Genomic DNA, 16,794 nt, shown 5'->3' with positions numbered 1-16,794 from the left:
GCGGGGACGGACGTTACAGGGTTTTCACCCGGATGTTGCGGAACTGAACGACTTCGGTGTGGCACTGGAGGCCGAGGAACCCGTCCGACCGCTTGCGGGCCGGGTCGGTGTTCGGGGCGTTCGCGGCCCCGGCCGGCAGCGGGTTCTGGAGCGTCCCGCCCGACACGATCTGGCCGTTCAGCCGCACTTCGACGTTCGGCCCCCGAAGGGTGATCTCGAACAGGTTCCAGTACGCGTCCCGACCCGGGACCCGGGAGTTCACCCGCTTGGCCGCCCACGACCGGGCGGGGAACAGTCCGTACACGGCGCCCGTTCGGTGGAGCGGACTTCCGTAAAAGCTGTTCCCCGGATTGGTCGCATCGAAGGCGAACCCGCGCTCGTCGATCTGCACCTCGACCGCCGAGTTGTAGAAGTGGTCCGCGTCGAGTTGGGCCGGCTCGGGCGCCCGTAGAAGCACCCCGGCGTTGGCGGCCCCGTCGAACGTCCGCCACTCCAGCCGAAGGACGAAATCCCGGAACGTTCGCTTCGAGAACCAGAGGACCCCGAGCACGCTGTCAAAGAACGGGCTGCCGACCCCGGCCCCGAGGACCGGCCCGCCGACCTGGACGTCGAAGAACGGCACCTGGCCGTCGAACCGCGGCCCGGCGTACTTCCACCCGTCCGCCGCGAAGTCGCCCTTGTAGAGGGGCTCGAACCCCGCTTCGCCCCCGGCCGGCGGGGGGGCCGGCCGGTGCCGGTCGATGATGGCCCGGGCGGCCTTCCGGGCGAGGGCCAAGCCGGTGGGCACCGGGTTGGCGGACCCGACCGTCGGGAAGATGGCCTGGTCCACGCACGCGGCGTTGGCGACGTGGTGGAACCGGCCGTTGACGTCGGTCACCGACGCGGCCGGGTCGGCACCGAGCCAGAGGGTGCCGGAGTCGTGGAACGTGGTCCCGATCCGGTCCTTGTTCTCGGCGATGAGCTCGACCGGTGCGGCCGGGTCGCGGCTCCCGGCCGCACCGGTCGGCAGCCCGGTCAGCCGCTCGATGAGCGCGAACGCGGCCCCGTCCTGGGCGTCCCGGACCTGCCGGTCGGCCGCCGTCTCGACCAGGTTGGCGAACGCCTTCGGGACGCGCACCTCCCGCCCGCCCTCGACGTACACGTCGTCCCCGGCGCCGCCGAACGGACTGACGTTCATCCAGCTCACCGCGTTGCTCGTGTCGACCGGAGTGGTTTTGTCCCCAAACGTTTCCCCGCACGTGCGGATGCCGACTACGATGCGGGTGCCCAGCCCCTCCTGGGCCTTGAGCATCCGCTCGTACTCCTCGACGCTCGGGACCATTCGATAGAGGAACTCCTCCGGGTTGTTCGAAGCGCCCGGGAATGCGTTGGTGTCCATGTTCGGGGCGGCGTAGAACTGGAAGTGGAACCGCCCGCGGCCCTTCGCGGTGTTCGCCGCGCCCTGGACGTGGAGCGCCGCCGTCTGGAGGTTGGTGCCCAGCACGGTGTCGCCGATCAGCTTCTTCCGGTCGACCTTCCAGATGAAGTTGCTCCGGACGTGGGCCATCAGGTTGCGGCCCATCAGCTCCCCGGTCGGCGACATCTGCCGCGGTCGGGGGAACGAGTTGAGGGCCAGCCGGGTGGAGTTCACGGTGTTCCCGGCCAGAACCACGACCGCGCCGGGCTGCACGTCCAACCGGACCACTCGCGCCCGGCTCCGGTTCTCCGGCTCGGCGAAGTCGCGCAGCGCGGCGACCACCTGCCGGACCGCCCCGCTCTGCGTTTCCAGCCGCAGCACCTCGGCGTTTGGTACCAGGAACAGCCGCCGGGCCGCGTCCCCGCCCTTGTTCTTCGCCCGGCCGATGTCGTCCCGGACCGCCGAGAGCAGCAGGGCCAGGCTGCTGAACTTGTCCATGCTGAACAGGCCGGACCCCGGCGACTGGCCGAGCACGGCGATGGGGGCGTCATCCACGAAGGCCAGGCGCGGGTCGCCGGGGAGCGACTCCCTCACGCGCGCGAGCAGGGCGTCGAGCAGCTTGCCGCTCATGAAGTCGGCCGTCGGCCGCGCCCCGATTTCCCGCTCGACGTACTCGTACCCGTCGGGCCGGCCGGCCTGGAGCAGGTACTCCCGGACCTCGGCCGGCCACTGCGCCAGGTCCTCCTCGGTCAGCCGCGGGGCCCAGCCGCCCCAGAACGGGGACTTGCCGCCGACGCACCGGTGGTGCCGGACGAACAGCCGGCCGGGGTCGATCTTGTCCCCACGCCCCTGCGTCGCCTCGTCGATCAGGTCGCGGGCGGGCAGGTCAAACGCGTCCCCCATCCCGGTCAGGTTCTGGATGTGTTCGGCGAGCAGGAACGGGCCGGACTCCAGCACCAGCACCCGGGGGCGGTCGGCCTCGGGCAGGTCCCCGCCGAACTCGTACAGCTTGGCCGCCAGGTACCCGCCGTACATGCCCGAGCCGACGATCACGACATCGAACGGACGGCCCTGCTGCGCGCTGACGGCCTCGTCCCACGTGTTGCAGAAGAACCGCCCCGGCGCATCGACCGCGAAGGTCGTGCGCTGGATGTCCGGCTCGTTCACGAACGGCTGCCCTGAATCGACGAGCTTGGACACGGCCATGGGGATCACCTGTGAGAAGGGGCACCGCCCGCCAGGGTGCGGCCGCGCGGTAGCCGCGTGGACCTGCGGCGGGGCTGGCCGGTAGGGTGCTCACTTCCCTGAACACGAGGTCTATCACCCGGCCTCCGAATTCCGAACCGTGAAACGGTCCGAGTGGCCTGTGCCCATACGATTCTGCGGTTGCGCAAATTTTTCACTTGCGTTCAAAGCCGCGCGGAGGAAATAATTCAGCCATTCATCCGTCTGATATCCGATTTCAGAGGCAGCCGTGATAGACAGGCGCGTTCGCGTCAGTGGGCAGACGACCTCGTCCACGCTGCTCGCCGGGGTGCGCGCGCGGACCCCCGGCGCGTGGGAGCGGTTCGAGGCGCTGTACCGGCCCCTGGTCCTGTACTGGTGCCAGCAGGACGGCCTGCGGCCTCACGACGCACAGGACGTGTCCCAGGATGTGTTCCTGGCCGCTGACCGGGCGATGGACCGGTTCCGTCACGACCAACCGGGAGACACGCTGCGTGGCTGGCTGCGGATGATCACCCGGAACAAGGCCCATGACCATCGGCGGCGCAACGCCCGCCAGATCCCGGCCGTCGGCGGGAGCGACGCGCAGCGAGAGCTCCTCTCCGTTCCCGAGCGGCCCGAGCGAGGCGGGGGCGCGGATGCTGACGCGGTCGAAGAGCGGATCGTGCTGCGTCAGGCGGTCGAGCTGACCCTGGCCGGGTTCAAGGACCGCACCCGGCAGGCGTTCTGGCGGTACATGATCGACAGGCAGCGGGCGGAAGATGTGGCACAGGAATTGGGTATCCGGGTGCATTCAGTGTACCTCGCGAAGTCCCGAGTGCTCCACCGCCTTCTGGAGGAGTTCGGCGAACTGGTGGACCTGCCCGAGGACGGAGCCCCGCGCCCTGCCACGGGATCAGACGCCGCGGGTTGACTCGGAGGCGCGCGATGTTTTTAGTCGCCACACCCGCTGACCCCGACCGATGCCCCGATCGGGAAACGTTGGCCGCGTTCAGCAGCGGCCGGTTGGCGGAGCCGGACCTGGAGGCGGTCGACCACCACCTCTCGACTTGTGAGGCCTGCCTCGCCGCGCTAGCCGAGATTGAAGGCGCGGCGAAGAACGGGTTCGACGCCTGGTTGCGCGAGAGGCTCGAATCGACGGGCGGCTCGGAGCTGCTCGCTGCGGGCGGGATGATCGCGGGCGGTTCCGACCCGCTGAACGCGGAACCGAAAGATCGGGAGGCGGGCCGGTCATCCGGGGAGATTCGGGTTGGAACGACGTTCGGGCGCTACACACTGCTGGAGGAAATCGGGAGTGGCGGGATGGGAGTGGTGTACCGCGCGGAACGGCGACCGCTGAAACAAGTCGTCGCTTTGAAGACAATCCGGGACATACTCGCCGTGGGGCCGGATGGGCTCACGCGGTTCTGCAACGAGGGTAAAGTCCTGGCGCGGCTGCAGCATCCGAACGTGGTTCAGTTCCACCACTTCGATGACCACAACGGCCGGCCCTATTTCACGATGGAACTGGTGGAGGGGGGGAGCCTGGCGGACAAGCTGAAAGCGGGCGGCTCGCTCGCGCCACTGGATGCGGCCGAGAAGGTCCAAACCCTGGCGGGGGCCGTTGCGTACGCCCACGAGCAAAAAGTTGTGCACCGCGATCTCAAGCCGGCGAACGTACTGATTGGGTCCGACGGCATCATGAAGATTGCTGACTTCGGTCTGGTGAAACTGCTCGACGAGAGCGGGGCCCAACTGACCGAAACCGGCGCGGTGATGGGTACGGCGAGCTACATGGCCCCGGAGCAGGCGGCGGGGCGCACGAGCGAGATTGGCGAGCGGACGGACGTGTACGCGCTCGGTGCGATCTTGTACGAGACGCTCACCGGGGTGCCGCCGTTCATGGCCGACTCGAAAGACGCAATCCTCGCCCTGGTCCGAGAGGGGAACGTGATTCCGCCGTCCCGGCTCCGCAGGCAGATCTCGCCCGACCTGGAGGCCGTTTGTCTGAAGTGCTTGGAGGCGCCCCCCAGTTGGCGGTACCAGTCGGCTCAGGCGCTGGCCGACGACCTCGGCCGGCTGCTCCGGGGCGAATCAACCGAGGCCCGCCCGCTGACGCGCGCCCGGCGCGCAATGCGGTGGGTACGACGGAACGCGCGTCGCGGGTCGGTCGCGGCGGGCGCGGTGGTTCTTACCTTTGGCGGTGCGGTCGGGGGCGCGCTTTACCTGGGCTCGCCCACGGGTGAGCAGCCGCAAGAGGAAGGAACCGACGAGACTCGCAAAGAAATCGAGGCCGAAGTGGCGCGGGCGGCGCCGGGACAGGCGGTCACCCTGATTGGCGAAACAGGCAAGCCGAGGTGGTTCCGGTGGAAAATGGGGCAGACCGCAAGCAGAACGAACACCAAACTGGACGGGTACTTTGAGGTCGAAACGAAATCGGTCGCCCTGCTCGAACTCCTGTCCGATCCGCAAATGAGTCAGTATCGAGTCGCGGCCCGCGTGAAACACACCCGTGATCTTGGCGGCGCGCCCTCGGTGGGGCTTTACGTCGGGCGGTGTGCCCACCCCGGTGGAGGTAGCGACATCCACGTGCTGACCCGGGTCTCCTTCGACGACGTGTCCGCGCCACCCAAAGTGGAGGTCGTCCGACCGAACGGATCGCATCGGACCCTGGTGCCGACGAAACAGGTGACGATGAACCCGGTGTTGCTTTCCGAGCCGGACGTCCCGCCGGCGCTGGACGTGAAAGGGCTCGGGCCGGTGGGGTCGAAATTGGAAGACGAGACACGAGGCGAATGGCACAACATTGAGGTCACCGTCGGCCCCGATGAACTCATCACGGAATGGGACGGCCAGAAGTTCTCGATTGCCGTTCGTGATTGGGATCTGAACTTATCCACCGCCACAGACCTCATCCGAAGGGCCGAACGGCACCGTGACAACCCGTTCGTGCGCGACCTGAGGCCCAACTTCGTGCCCCGCGGTGGATTGGGCCTGTATGTGGTGAGGGCGTCCGCATTCTTCGACCGGGTCACGGTGACGCCGCTTGGCAAGAAGTAGTGAGTAGTTCCAAGTAGTAAGGAGAACCGAGAATGCCGATCGAAGTTAAACATCCGACCGTATGCAACCGAGATGATCGGCCCAACGGAGGGCGTGACAGGCGTGTGCCGGGTTTGTTCATATCGGCCGTACGGATTCGAGACGAACCGGACATCGTCGGCATCGTCGCGACGCTCGATGCGCCGCCCAGGGAGCAGAAGGCAATCCCGGGTACTGCAGCCTGGATGTACACAGATGGCGACGGGAATCGGTACTATTTTACACTGTTTGGTGATGATGAGAGGAGGATTTCAAGCGGTGTCCACACTTTGTACTTGAGTAAAGTCAATGCTCAGAACGGTATTGAGTTGGTTAAGCAGGTCCAGTTTGAGTCCAACGGTCTATGGGGCGAAAAGTTCATTGAATTCGAGTATCCCGCTCCAAATGCCGACATATCGGATGAAAGGGATTACTTCGTGGCCTATGGTCCGCTCTCACACGATGCTGTGTCTGTCTGGCTGGCGGAGGGGGGTAGGACAATTCTTGCTGAATCATTGTTCAGTAGCCTGTCTAATAGCTTCTGGATCGCGGTGTTTCCTTCGCTCGACAGTGGAAGTCATAATTACGTGCTGAATGCATTGGATTCTAATGTAGATACGGCTACGCCGCGAAACATATCGACAATGTGACAATAAATAAATTATTGGGCGCCGAGATGCGTTGAGGGTTGGAGCGATGCTTTTGGTTGCCAAAGGTGCTTGACTATGAGATCCCGTGGCGCGTTCACGCTCATTGAATTACTGGTGGTGATCGCGATCATTGCGGTCCTCATCGGGCTGCTCCTTCCCGCCGTCCAGAAGGTGCGAGGGGCAGCTGCCCGGATCCAGTGTGCCAGCAACTTGGCTCAAATGGGCAAGGCTGCGCACAACTTTACAGCAGCGGTCGGTACGTTCCCAGCCGGGGCCACGGGTCCACCTGCCTACGCCTCCGTTCAACTCCAACTCCTCCAGTACGTCGAACAGGACGCGCGGTTTCAACGGTTTGATTTGCTGCGGAACGTTTTCTCACATCCGGATAATTACACTGGCCGCGTTGGCGATGTGCCGATTTACCTTTGCCCGGCCGATCCATCAAATGGAATGTACGTTGATCAAAACTCACCGTTCGGTGTTACGGCAGGACAGTCCGGACGGAGCAACTACTTTGGCAATGCGGGCGCGCATGGGTGGTGGCAGGACAGTCGCGGAACTGTGATCAAGCCCCCATCGCTCGCGGGGGTGTTCGGGAATGCCTTTCGGATCTCTTTGGCCGGAATCACGGACGGGACGAGCAACACGGTTCTATTCGCCGAAGTTGTACGGGGCGCGAGCCCGGATCACAACCGATTCGACGTGACTCTTGTTCCCCTTCCCGTGTGGGGAGTGGGGAACCCGGCAACGAACCCCAATAACAGAACCCCTTCCGCTTCGCTCGTTTCGTTCTGTAACACGGCCGTGAAAACCGAGAACATCACCGGGTTACAGTTCTATCGCGGCGCCCCGCAGACCGCCCTGTACACGCACACTTTTTTGCCAAACTATACTGGTCGAGATTGCATGATCGAGAGCGCGGACCAATTCCACCTCGCCGCGCGCAGCTACCACAGCGGCGGTGTGAACGTGTGCTTCGCCGACGGCTCCGTGCGGTTCGTCCGGGACTCGATCGCGTTCGAGACTTGGCGTGCGCTTGGCACCCGAAGCGGGGGCGAGGTGGTCGCGAGTGAAGAGTAAGCCTCTCCCCCCCATCTTGTGCCTGACGGAGAACGGGATCGTGCTCGTCCGGCGACGGGTGCGTGGTCGGATCGGTGACGGCTGTAGCCGGCAAATCGCAACCCCAGCCCATGGAAGGGGCTGGGGTTCTGCAGCGAAGGATACGTTACCAACTCGGCCTGAGCCTGAACTCGCGGTCGCTCACCCAGCACCTTTCACGGCTTGCGTCACTGCCCACGAGACCTTCCTTCCTGGGCAGTCGCCTGATTGTCGGCAGGTCATTTCAGCAGGTAAAATGTCTGGCCTTTGAGAGCAGACGAGTCTGTCCAGCACGTAGTCGAGCCCCGCAGGGAAAGCAACTCGTCAACCGTCACCACATTAACCGCCATTTCGGACTTCACACTCGTCCTCGGTGGAAGCCGGGAGGCGAACAAACGGTGATAGACCCCATTGTTAGGTTCAGTGAGGCGAACGCAGACCGTAAATGCGTCAGCGGCTGAGCCGTCGGCGTCTGCGGAATGGCAACTGCGATTTGGCTGATTGCCTAAGCCACCATGTCTGGACGCGGCGTTGCGTCCCTCAATACAGCCTGCCCCATGCGGGGTCGGAGGACCGTGCCTCTCCCATTTCGTAAGGAGTGCCGTGATGAGATGCCAGTATCGTGCCGGGGTCGCGTTCGCCCTGATGGCCTGCGGGGCCGTCGCCGTCGGCGGGGCCGGGGGCGTAACCAAGGACGGTGCAGAAGCGGCCAAAGCCGTCAAGGTCAAGGTGTTCCGCCACAAGTCGGTCTCGCTCACGAACGCCGAGGCCGATGCGGCCCTGGCCAGCATGGGCAACGTCCTCCAGACGAAGGACACGAGCAAGGACGTCACCACGCCCGTCACGTTCGTCCGTGACGGGAGCGTCCAACTGCTCCCGGCAAACGTCGCCGCCGTCATCCAAACGCAGGCCCAGTTGAACGCCCTGTTCAACGCCCCAAGCGGGGTTAAGATCGTCCGCGCCATCAACTTCTGCGGCGGGCCGGGCGGATCGATTATCGGGTGCGCCCCGGTGGGCAGTCCGGTCGTGAACATCGGGGCCGTCCGGTTCACCCCGGCCCTCGAAGGCATCCTGTGGGTCCACGAGTACGGGCACAACTGCGGCCTGAGTCACCGCACGGACGACCCAAATGCGGTCATGTTCCCGAGCATCGGCTCGACCCACCGGGTGGTGAGCTTGCCCGAGTCCAACCGGTACCGCAACGGCCCGGCCGCACTCACCGCCGGGGCTGCTGTGGCCGCAGAGCAACCACTCCCCGATCCGAAGGATGTTAAGGAGTTCGTCCGCAGGCACTACCCCGAGGGCGTCCCGTTCGAGATCGCCGTCAAGCTCCGAGACCAGGACAAGTACAAGGGTGCCGTCGAGACGCTGCTGAAGATGCTCGACGACCCGGCCGAGAAGGAGCACCTTCCGGAGATCGTCACGACCCTGTGCTTCATCGCCGACGAGAAGGCCGTCGAGCCGCTCATTAAGTTCGTCAAGAGCGAGCGGTCTGGGGCGGATGAGTTTCGGGCGAAGAACGCCGTCCTGATCCACCTCGGCGACCTCATTCACAAGTCGAAGAATAAGGTCGCACTGGAGTACCTGCAGGAAATGGCGAGCAAACCGTCCATGGTGAAGAAGGTGGCCGCGCCGCGGGCCGCCGCGGTCATGGCCGCGAACCCCAAGGCGGTGGGGGACGCCGCGGTGATCCCCCCAACGGAGGAGGAACTGACGGCCGAACTGTCGGTGTCCGCGGCACAGGGGCTCGCTCTCGCGGGTTTACAGGAATCCGAAGCGGCCCTCAGTGCACTCAAGGAAAGCGCGACGGCGCTGGCCTCGGTCAAGGAGATCGCGGACGATGCGAAGAAGACGTCTGAGAAGGTCCGCACATTCGGGCAACTGAAGTATTACGCCGATCGGAAGAAGCACGAGCACAACCACGAAGAGAAGAAGCCCTGAACTGCAGACCGCCGGAGCTATCCAATCAGGTCGGGAGCCTCCGGCGGTGCCGGCTCCATCCCAAGCGGACGCACCGCCTTGGACAGGCCGGCGCCTGTCCACCGGCGAACTCTTGGCCGATCGCGGACACGAAATCGTGCAAAGTGTGGGTAGCCAAGAATTGTGTTTTCGGGGTTTCGATAGTGGCTTCTTCAACGGCCTGCTCGGGTAACCCGGCGGCTGAGTGCCGATTCGCGTCGATCCCGTTCATGCTGCCGTATCGGATGGGTTACTGCCGGCCCGGGCCGCGATCCGCTCACGGTGGTCGGCGCGTCCGAGGGGCTGTTCGGCACCACGGCCGCGAACCCGGATGGCACCATCACCTACACGCCTTCTGGTGGCCCCATGAGCCGTAGCGGGATCGAATGCGATAGCATTAAAATTATAAGTATTTTATCATTAATAGTGTCATATTTTCTTTATTATTCCGTGCATGAGCGATGCGGCGTCGCTTGTATTGCCTGCTAAATGACTGCAACTCCCGTGAAGTGAAAACGCTAATTTCACCCAGGTCCTGCAGCTCAATAGACTGGCGTTTTTAAATATCTTGTTGAATGACTCTGCAGGAGAGATTACCATCGTCACGAAAAGCTACGAGGCAATTTAGACGCGGTCGCGCGATATCGATCGTGCATGGTCTCGTGATTGTGCGGCTTTTTGCATTAGGCGGTTGCTCCCCTTAATAGACTCGCGTCAAGGCGCCTTGCGTCTAGTCACGCCGAGATGGTGTGGCCGGACCAAGAAGCCGGTGGGTTTCGGCGGTTCGGCCGCGAGCTACGTCGATTCCGATGCACAACTGCGATTGTTGAACAATAGGCCTCGCGCTGGTGCAATCATGAGCGACCGAGATGGGAACTCGCGTTTCTACGGCCCCTCCGTTGCGGGCCTGTTCTTAACGATTTTCGCTGTTCCTGTATCCGCGAGGGCGGGCGAGCCGCCGCCTAAGGGCGTGCCAGAGCCGCTTCCCAATGGGGCCGTGGCCCGTTTGGGAACGGCTCGGTTTCGCACCGCGCCCTTCTTCGCTCCCGATAGCTTTGCGCCCAATGGCCGGGCGCTGCTGACCAGCCGCGACGCAGCCGGGCTACTGAACCTCGACTCTGGTGTGATCGAGAGGTCGTTCTACTTCGCACGCGAGCCGGTCTACATGTCACCACCGGTGGTGCGTGGCAACCGATTGTTCGTGGTGGACGGTAAAACGCTGCGGGTATTCGACACCAACTCGGGGCGTGAGGTGACGAGTTGGGACGGGTTGCCCGTCATCGATAACGGCGTCCGCATCAGCCCCTTGTCGGTGTCGGCGGACGGGGCCACCGTCGCGTTCGGCTGCGAGAGACCTCAGATGAATGGGGCAAGCGGCCGGGCAATGGTGCTCCGACTCGGTGAGAAGGTGGTGGCTCAGGAATTCGAGGTGGTCCAGCGGGCGTGGGTGTGGGCCGTCATTTCTCCCAACGGAAAGACGCTGGTCACCGGCGGGGCCGAAGGGGTGCGAGACCCGAACTCGGACGCGCCGGCGGCGGTGTGCGGGCAGATTCAGGTCTGGGATGTGGCTACCGGGCGTGAGCGGTACTTGCTCGACACCGGAGAGACGTACGCCGGCACTGTTGTGTTCTTCTCAGATTCGACCCGAGTCGTAGCGGTCGACGGCGACGGCCACGGCGTCATCTGGGATCTGGGCACCAAGAAGAAGGTGTGCTCGCTCGAAACGGTCGTGGGCGCCGCGCGGCCGGTTTCTTGGACCTTCTCCCGGGACGGCAAGTGGGTCGCCAACCTGGAATCCTCTGGCCGAGTGCTGGTGTGGGACGCCGCCACCGGGAAGCACCGGGCGGCGCACGCCCCACCCGAGTTGCCGCCCGCCATCGTCCCTCGCGGTAAACTCTTGGGGGATGCTATCGAATACACGCCCGACGGGCGGTTGACCGGACTCGGAAGGTGGGGCGAAGCGGTGGCCACCTGGGATGCCGAGCAGGGTCGCTTCTTAACACCGGTCTCAGGTTATCCGTCCCTGCCACTGACAATGCGGTTCGCGCCCGATGGAAAATCCCTGTATTTGGCCATGGCCGGCATCGCAAGCCCGCTCAACTGGACGCTGTCCGGTGGCGAGCCGACGGTTGTGTCCATTCGCCCGCGAGACCTGCCTAGCGAGTTTGTAGACGACGGGTTCGTTGAAGCCATTTCCCCGGACTGCCGCACGTTTGTTCTTGGACGAGCGGGCCGTTGGGGCGGTAGTGCCCTGATCTGCGACCTCAAAACGGGACGGGTGCTTCAGAAAACCGAGCCGGTTAACCTGGAGAGGTCCGACGAACGAACCGTTTATTCGCCGACGGGCGAGTTCTTGGTTCGAGGCGGTAGCTATCGTTGGGAGAAGGGGGCACCTCCTACCTATCTTCCTCTTTTCGACGTGAAAACCGGTAAGCAGGTGAAGAGCCCAGAGGTCGAAGTCCCGGAAAGAGCCGTCTGTGGCTTTTCGCCCGACGGCTCCCGGCTAATAGTCATTCAGCCGAACGGTCGAGCACGGCCGCGAGCAGCTAACCCGCTCAAGATCACCACCTGGGATCTGCGAACAAAGGAGAAGCTATCTGAGAATACGGTAGATGGGCTCCAGCCGTGGCCATATGACGGGCTGCACGTGCTGGGGAACGGGTGGACGATTCTTCTATTCCACAATGCGTCGGATGGTGGATACACAGTGAGTGAGTTTGAGGCTGATACTGGTGACCGGGCGGTTAGGGGGGCGATTACTGGCGGGGCCAGTTCGCCAAGCCCGCTCCTGCTTAGCCCTGATCGGCGGAGGATGGCGGTCGGCGGGATGGAGAAGAACGTGCCGGTGATTCGTCTGTATGCGATACCGTCGTATAAGCTCGTTACCACCTTGAGGGGGCACGGGGCGCGAGTTCTTGAAATGGCGTTCAGTGCTGACTCCTCTCTGTTGGCGACGGCTTCAGAGGACACAACCGTCCTTGTCTGGAAAGTTCAGAAGAATTGACGAATCTATGTAGTGTTTCGAATGATTTTACTCTAGCCACTTGGTATCCCCCATGATCCGTTTGGTCAAATTTTCCGGTCTTGAGCAGCTCGAAGATTAAGCTGTACAGTGGACCCCATTGTCTAGACCAAAAAGTTGCTATCCTTCGCTACTGTTTCGTCGGGGCCTTCGTGGCTCCGACGCCATACACCTGAGCCGGGGTGCGGTAGTCCAGGGACTGGTGTAACCGCTCGGTGTTGTAGAACCCGAAGTACGCCCGGAGCCCACTCTCCAGGGCCGGCACCGACTCGTAACCCTTGAGGTACACGTCCTCGTACTTGACGCTCCGCCACAGGCGCTCCACGAACACGTTGTCCAGGCACCGGCCCCGCCCGTCCATGCTCACCGCGACCCCGGCCCGCTCCAATCGCCCGACCCACGCGGCGGCCGTGAACTGGACTCCCTGGTCCGTGTTGAACACCTCCGGCTTGCCCCGGCCCAAGGCCTCCTCCAGCATGTCCTGGCAGAATGACCCGTCCAACGTGTTGGACAGTCGCCAGGCCACCACGTACCGGCTGAACCAGTCCATCGTTGCGGCCAGGTACATGAACCCGGTGGGCATCGGGATGTACGTGATGTCCGTGCTCCACACCTGATGGACCCGGTCGATGGCCACGCCCCGCAACAGGTACGGGTACACCTTGTGCCCGGACCCGACCGACAGCTTGGGCTTGGGGTACAGGGCCTCCAACCCCATGATCCGCAACAGCCGCTGCACCCGCTTGCGGTTCACCTCGTGGCCCTGGGTGCCCAGCCACGCGGCCAGGCGCCGGCTCCCGTAGAACGGGCACGTCGTGTACTGCTCGTCGATCAACCGCATCAGCGTCAGGTTCTCCGCGCTCTCCGGGGTCGGCTCGTAGTACACCGTCGAGCGGTTCAATCCGATCAGCTCGCACTGGCGCCGGACGCTCAGCTCCGGGTGCTCGGCCTCGATCCGGGCACGCTTGGCCTCAGCCGAGGGCGGCCGATTTTTTTTTCACCCAGTCGAGTTCCACCTTGAGGCGGCCGATCTGCTCGTACAACTCGGTCGTCTTGTCTTCCGGGGGGCCGGTGCCCTTCGCCCCCGAGGCGAACACGGCCTCGGCCCCGGTGAGCAACTGCTTCTTCCACCCATGAATCAGGGTCGGGTGGACGCCGTGCTGACTCGCCAGTTCGTTGATGGTCTTGTCGCCCTTGAGGGCCGCCAGCGCGACCTGGGCCTTGAACGCCGCCGAGTGACTCTTCCGCTTGCCCGCCATGGGTTCCCCTTTCCTGGGCCTCCGGTATAGCTTAACCGGCGGTCCAGTTTTCGGGGTCCACTATACTGTTCCGGCGGCGATCGTTGTGAATAGTGACGCCGATGGTCCGTTTCGCGATGATGGAAAGGGAAGGGCTGAAGCTGGGAGGCACGTCCACGGCCCGCGTCGCGCTGACGCACACGCTGACCGTAACGACCACCTTCGACCAGTGGGGAGGCACCCTGGCGGACGGGGCGCGGGTGCTGGGTACCGGCGCCAAGGGCAGTTGGCGGTGCGGCACGATCGCCGCCGCCAGCCTCACGATCGCGCCCGACGCGCAGCTCGAAGTCTGGAACACGGGCCGGCGCATCCTGAGCAGCAGCACGCTGAAGGTCCAGGGCACGCTCTGGTGGAACGGTGGCGATGTCCAAACGGTCGGGGCCTCGGAAGTCCGGGTCCAGGGCGCGGGCCGCTTCAAGATCACCGCAAAGTGACGCTCGCGTGGTGACAGAATTGTCTCCGTGGCCTTGCTCACGCTTTGCTTGCGATCGACAATTGTGAACGGGCGGTTGATTTTTAATTGACTATACGCGGCAAATTGTTTAACGTTGGCGGTGTCGGCCCTTGCTCAATCGTTCAATGAATCAATGTGATGACACTGGACCTACCCTTGGGGAGCTGCCATGAGCGCGCGACGACTGGCTCTGCCGTAACCGTTCACAGGAGACTGGCCCTGCGTTTTTCAGGGCTTTTTGCATGAGGTCCGTGAGTGGTTGCCTCAAGTACCCGTCTTCCGTAATTGAACGGACGCGATGACGCCTGTCCCTCAACCGCCGGAACTCCCGAGCGACCTGCCCCCACAGGTCGTGGCGTATATCCGCATTCTGGAGGCCACGATTGCCGAGCTCACCGCCCAGGTGACCGGGCTCACCACCCGCGTCGCGGAACTCGAGGCCCGTCTCAACCAGAACTCCACCAACTCGTCCAAGCCCCCTTCGTCCGACGCCCCGCACGTGAAACCGGCCCCGCCCAAGCCGCCCTCGGGCAAGCGTCGCGGGGGCCAACCGGGGCACCCCAAGGCGGAACGCACCCTGCTGCCGGCCGATGAGATCCGGGCCCTCCAGCCGACCACGTGCCGGGGCTGTGCGCACCCGTTGACCGGGGACGACCCGCAACCGGCCGTTCATCGGGTCCACGAGATCCCGGTCATCACGCCTCACGTCACCGAGTATCGGTGCCACCGGCTCCGGTGCCCGCACTGCGGCACGACGACCGTGGCGGCGGTGCCGGCCGAGGCGGCGACCGGATATGGGCCCCGGGCTCAGGCGGTGGCCGCGATGCTCACCGGCTCGTGCCGCCTGGGCAAGCGCGGCACGAGCCAATTGTTCGCCGACCTGTTCGCCCTGCCCCTGAGCCCGGCGATGGTGTGCAAGCTCCAGCACCGCACCGCGGAGGCGTTGAAGCCGGTGGCCGCGGGCGCCCTGATCTACGCCCGCGGGCAACCGGCCAACGTGGACGAGACCGGCTGGACCCAAGGGAGCCAGCGGGCCTGGTTGTGGGTGGCCGTGACCACGTTCGTGGTGGCCTTCCTGATCCGCAACACCCGGGGCCGAAGCGCCTTCGAGGACCTGCGAGCGGGCTCGGCGGCCGTCCACACGACCGACCGGTATCCGGTGTACGCGCACCTTTCTAATACTACTCCGTTAGATTTGAATCGGATGTAAGTGCTGTGCCCGGCAGTGGACACAGTCCGGCTGGGCCCACGGGCGGAGCAGGTGTTGCAACGCGCGGCGGACGCCGGGCAAGGTCAGGGGCGGTTCGGCGCCCCCTTTTTTACCCGCTCCGGGCGGGTGCGGTTGGCCCGATCCCGTTCGGCCCCGAGCCGGTCTCTCTCGAGCAACAGGAACCCGTACGCCAACAGGGTCATGGCCGCGTGGTGGTGGAACCCGCGCCACGACCGGCCCTCGAAGTGGTCCAACCCCAACTCCTCCTTCAATTGCTGGTACCCCTGTTCCACCGGCCACCGGCTCTTCCACAGCCGCACCGCCGCGATCCGACTCGTGCCCGCCGGTCGGTTCGAGAATGCGAACTTCAACGGACCATCCTCGCCTTGCTTCTCGACCAACACCCACAACGGCTTCTCGTCCGCACACTCGCCCGTCTTCCACCCGTGGGCCGGCCACACCCGGACCCACGCGAAGTGCTCGGACAACGTCCCCTTCGTGCCCTCGCGCCAGCCCACCCGGTGCCGCCGCGTGCGCGCGGCCAGTTCACTCAAGGTCACGGGTCGGGGACTGTTCGGGGCCAACTGGGGTCGCGTCCGGGGCCGGCCCGGCCCGGATGGGCCGGCCGTGGGCCGATCCCACGTCGGTTGTTCCGTGAACACCACGAAGTCCCCGTTCACGCCGACGATGTACGTCAGCCCACGTTGCTCCAACCCGGCGCGAAACGGACCCGAAACACCGTACCCGGCATCGGCCACGACGAAGCGACCGGGCAAGCCCTCGGCCCGAACCCGGTCCAGCAATTCCAGAGCGATCTCCGGTTTGGTCACGGACCGCCGCTGGTCCTTGGGAATGCCCACCTTGTTGAGTCGCTTGCCGTCCTTGAGCCACGCGTCCGGCAGGTACAGGCGGACGTCCAGAGGGTAGTGACCTTTGGGGCCGACATAGTGGGCGCTGACGGCGACCTGGCAGTTGGCCTTCTTGCCCAACGCCCCGCAGTACTGCCGCTGGACCCCGACGGAGTGCGTCCCCTGTTTGGGGAAGGACACGTCGTCGAAGAGGAAAATGCCTTCGGGGCTGGCGAACGTCGGGGCGAGGTGCGCGCGGTAGCGCCGGAGCACGGCCTTGTCATCCCAAGGGCTTTGGTTGACGAACTGTTGGAGCGCCTGCTCGGGATCCTTCGAGGTGAGCCCCTCGGGCAGCCGCACCCGGTGGGAGAGCGGTTCGATCGATTTGCGCTCCCCATCCAACAGCAACCCTTGGAGGTAGACGCCCGCCCACGCAGCGGGCTTGGCCTGGGGGAACTCATCCGCGAACAGGGCCGCGTACTCACGGAGCCGGTCGAGGACCGCAGGATCGAGAGTAGGAGTATAGGTCTTCATGCAACGTTAGAGGCACGAATCGCTTGAGACGATTCGTGCCTCTA

At 64.5% G+C, this 16,794-nt stretch carries 10 protein-coding genes and 1 pseudogene; 8 read left to right on the top strand and 3 right to left on the bottom strand.

Annotated elements, in window-relative coordinates:
* Positions 1-13: 13 nt before the first annotated feature.
* Positions 14-2,602, bottom strand: a complete 2,589-nt coding sequence (locus tag GobsT_RS26595; RefSeq protein WP_010034899.1) for a 3-keto-alpha-glucoside-1,2-lyase-like domain-containing protein — start codon at positions 2,600-2,602, stop codon at positions 14-16.
* A gap of 268 nt (positions 2,603-2,870) precedes the next feature.
* On the opposite strand from GobsT_RS26595, the gene GobsT_RS26590 reads away from it, so the two are divergent.
* The 6 genes from GobsT_RS26590 (at position 2,871) to GobsT_RS26565 (ending at position 12,388) form a co-directional block, all read left to right on the top strand.
* Positions 2,871-3,533 (top strand): RNA polymerase sigma factor, encoded by a 663-nt coding sequence (locus GobsT_RS26590; protein ID WP_010034901.1) that lies wholly within the window; start codon positions 2,871-2,873, stop codon positions 3,531-3,533.
* Positions 3,534-3,547: 14 nt separating this feature from the next.
* A complete protein-coding gene (locus tag GobsT_RS26585; RefSeq protein ID WP_010034902.1) occupies positions 3,548-5,659 on the top strand; it encodes a serine/threonine protein kinase in 2,112 nt (703 codons plus the stop codon).
* Between the two features lie 32 nt (positions 5,660-5,691).
* Positions 5,692-6,327, top strand: coding sequence for a hypothetical protein (locus tag GobsT_RS26580; RefSeq protein WP_148087881.1), 636 nt, complete (start codon positions 5,692-5,694; stop codon positions 6,325-6,327).
* Positions 6,328-6,402: 75 nt separating this feature from the next.
* Positions 6,403-7,407 (top strand): DUF1559 domain-containing protein, encoded by a 1,005-nt coding sequence (locus GobsT_RS26575; RefSeq protein ID WP_033197819.1) that lies wholly within the window; start codon positions 6,403-6,405, stop codon positions 7,405-7,407.
* A gap of 624 nt (positions 7,408-8,031) precedes the next feature.
* Entirely contained in the window at positions 8,032-9,366 is a 1,335-nt protein-coding gene (locus tag GobsT_RS26570) for a M10 family metallopeptidase domain-containing protein (protein ID WP_010034904.1), read from the top strand.
* Between the two features lie 1,141 nt (positions 9,367-10,507).
* Entirely contained in the window at positions 10,508-12,388 is a 1,881-nt protein-coding gene (locus tag GobsT_RS26565; protein WP_157506541.1) for a WD40 repeat domain-containing protein, read from the top strand.
* A gap of 148 nt (positions 12,389-12,536) precedes the next feature.
* Here the strand turns inward: GobsT_RS26565 and GobsT_RS26560 are convergent.
* Positions 12,537-13,665 (bottom strand): IS3 family transposase gene (locus tag GobsT_RS26560; RefSeq protein WP_417936319.1). Its coding sequence is split into 2 segments (ribosomal slippage): positions 12,537-13,385 and positions 13,387-13,665, totalling 1,128 coding nucleotides; the frame shifts between segments, so codons are not numbered across the junction.
* Between the two features lie 101 nt (positions 13,666-13,766).
* Between GobsT_RS26560 and GobsT_RS26555 the strand changes: the two genes are divergently transcribed.
* Together GobsT_RS26555 and GobsT_RS26550 are read left to right on the top strand one after the other, a co-directional pair.
* Positions 13,767-14,138, top strand: a complete 372-nt coding sequence (locus GobsT_RS26555) for a hypothetical protein (RefSeq protein ID WP_010034914.1) — start codon at positions 13,767-13,769, stop codon at positions 14,136-14,138.
* 318 nt (positions 14,139-14,456) lie between these two features.
* Positions 14,457-15,332: pseudogene (locus tag GobsT_RS26550) on the top strand (DUF6444 domain-containing protein); the annotation flags it as partial.
* Positions 15,333-15,451: 119 nt separating this feature from the next.
* On the opposite strand, the gene GobsT_RS26545 reads toward GobsT_RS26550, so the two are convergent.
* Positions 15,452-16,750: an IS701 family transposase gene (locus tag GobsT_RS26545; RefSeq protein ID WP_109570861.1), complete on the bottom strand. Its 1,299-nt coding sequence runs from the start codon at positions 16,748-16,750 to the stop codon at positions 15,452-15,454.
* Between the last annotated feature and the right edge of the window lie 44 nt (positions 16,751-16,794).

It is taken from the genome of Gemmata obscuriglobus (assembly GCF_008065095.1).
Taxonomy (GTDB): domain Bacteria; phylum Planctomycetota; class Planctomycetia; order Gemmatales; family Gemmataceae; genus Gemmata; species Gemmata obscuriglobus.
This window is presented reverse-complemented; position numbering and strand designations above follow the sequence as displayed.

Coding starts and splice junctions, on each gene's coding strand:
- GobsT_RS26545 (WP_109570861.1), bottom strand. CDS start 16,750: ATGAAGACCTATACTCCTACTCTCGATCCTGCGGTCCTCGACCGGCTC.
- GobsT_RS26570 (WP_010034904.1), top strand. CDS start 8,032: ATGAGATGCCAGTATCGTGCCGGGGTCGCGTTCGCCCTGATGGCCTGC.
- GobsT_RS26580 (WP_148087881.1), top strand. CDS start 5,692: ATGCCGATCGAAGTTAAACATCCGACCGTATGCAACCGAGATGATCGG.
- GobsT_RS26585 (WP_010034902.1), top strand. CDS start 3,548: ATGTTTTTAGTCGCCACACCCGCTGACCCCGACCGATGCCCCGATCGG.
- GobsT_RS26575 (WP_033197819.1), top strand. CDS start 6,403: ATGAGATCCCGTGGCGCGTTCACGCTCATTGAATTACTGGTGGTGATC.
- GobsT_RS26555 (WP_010034914.1), top strand. CDS start 13,767: ATGGTCCGTTTCGCGATGATGGAAAGGGAAGGGCTGAAGCTGGGAGGC.
- GobsT_RS26595 (WP_010034899.1), bottom strand. CDS start 2,602: ATGGCCGTGTCCAAGCTCGTCGATTCAGGGCAGCCGTTCGTGAACGAG.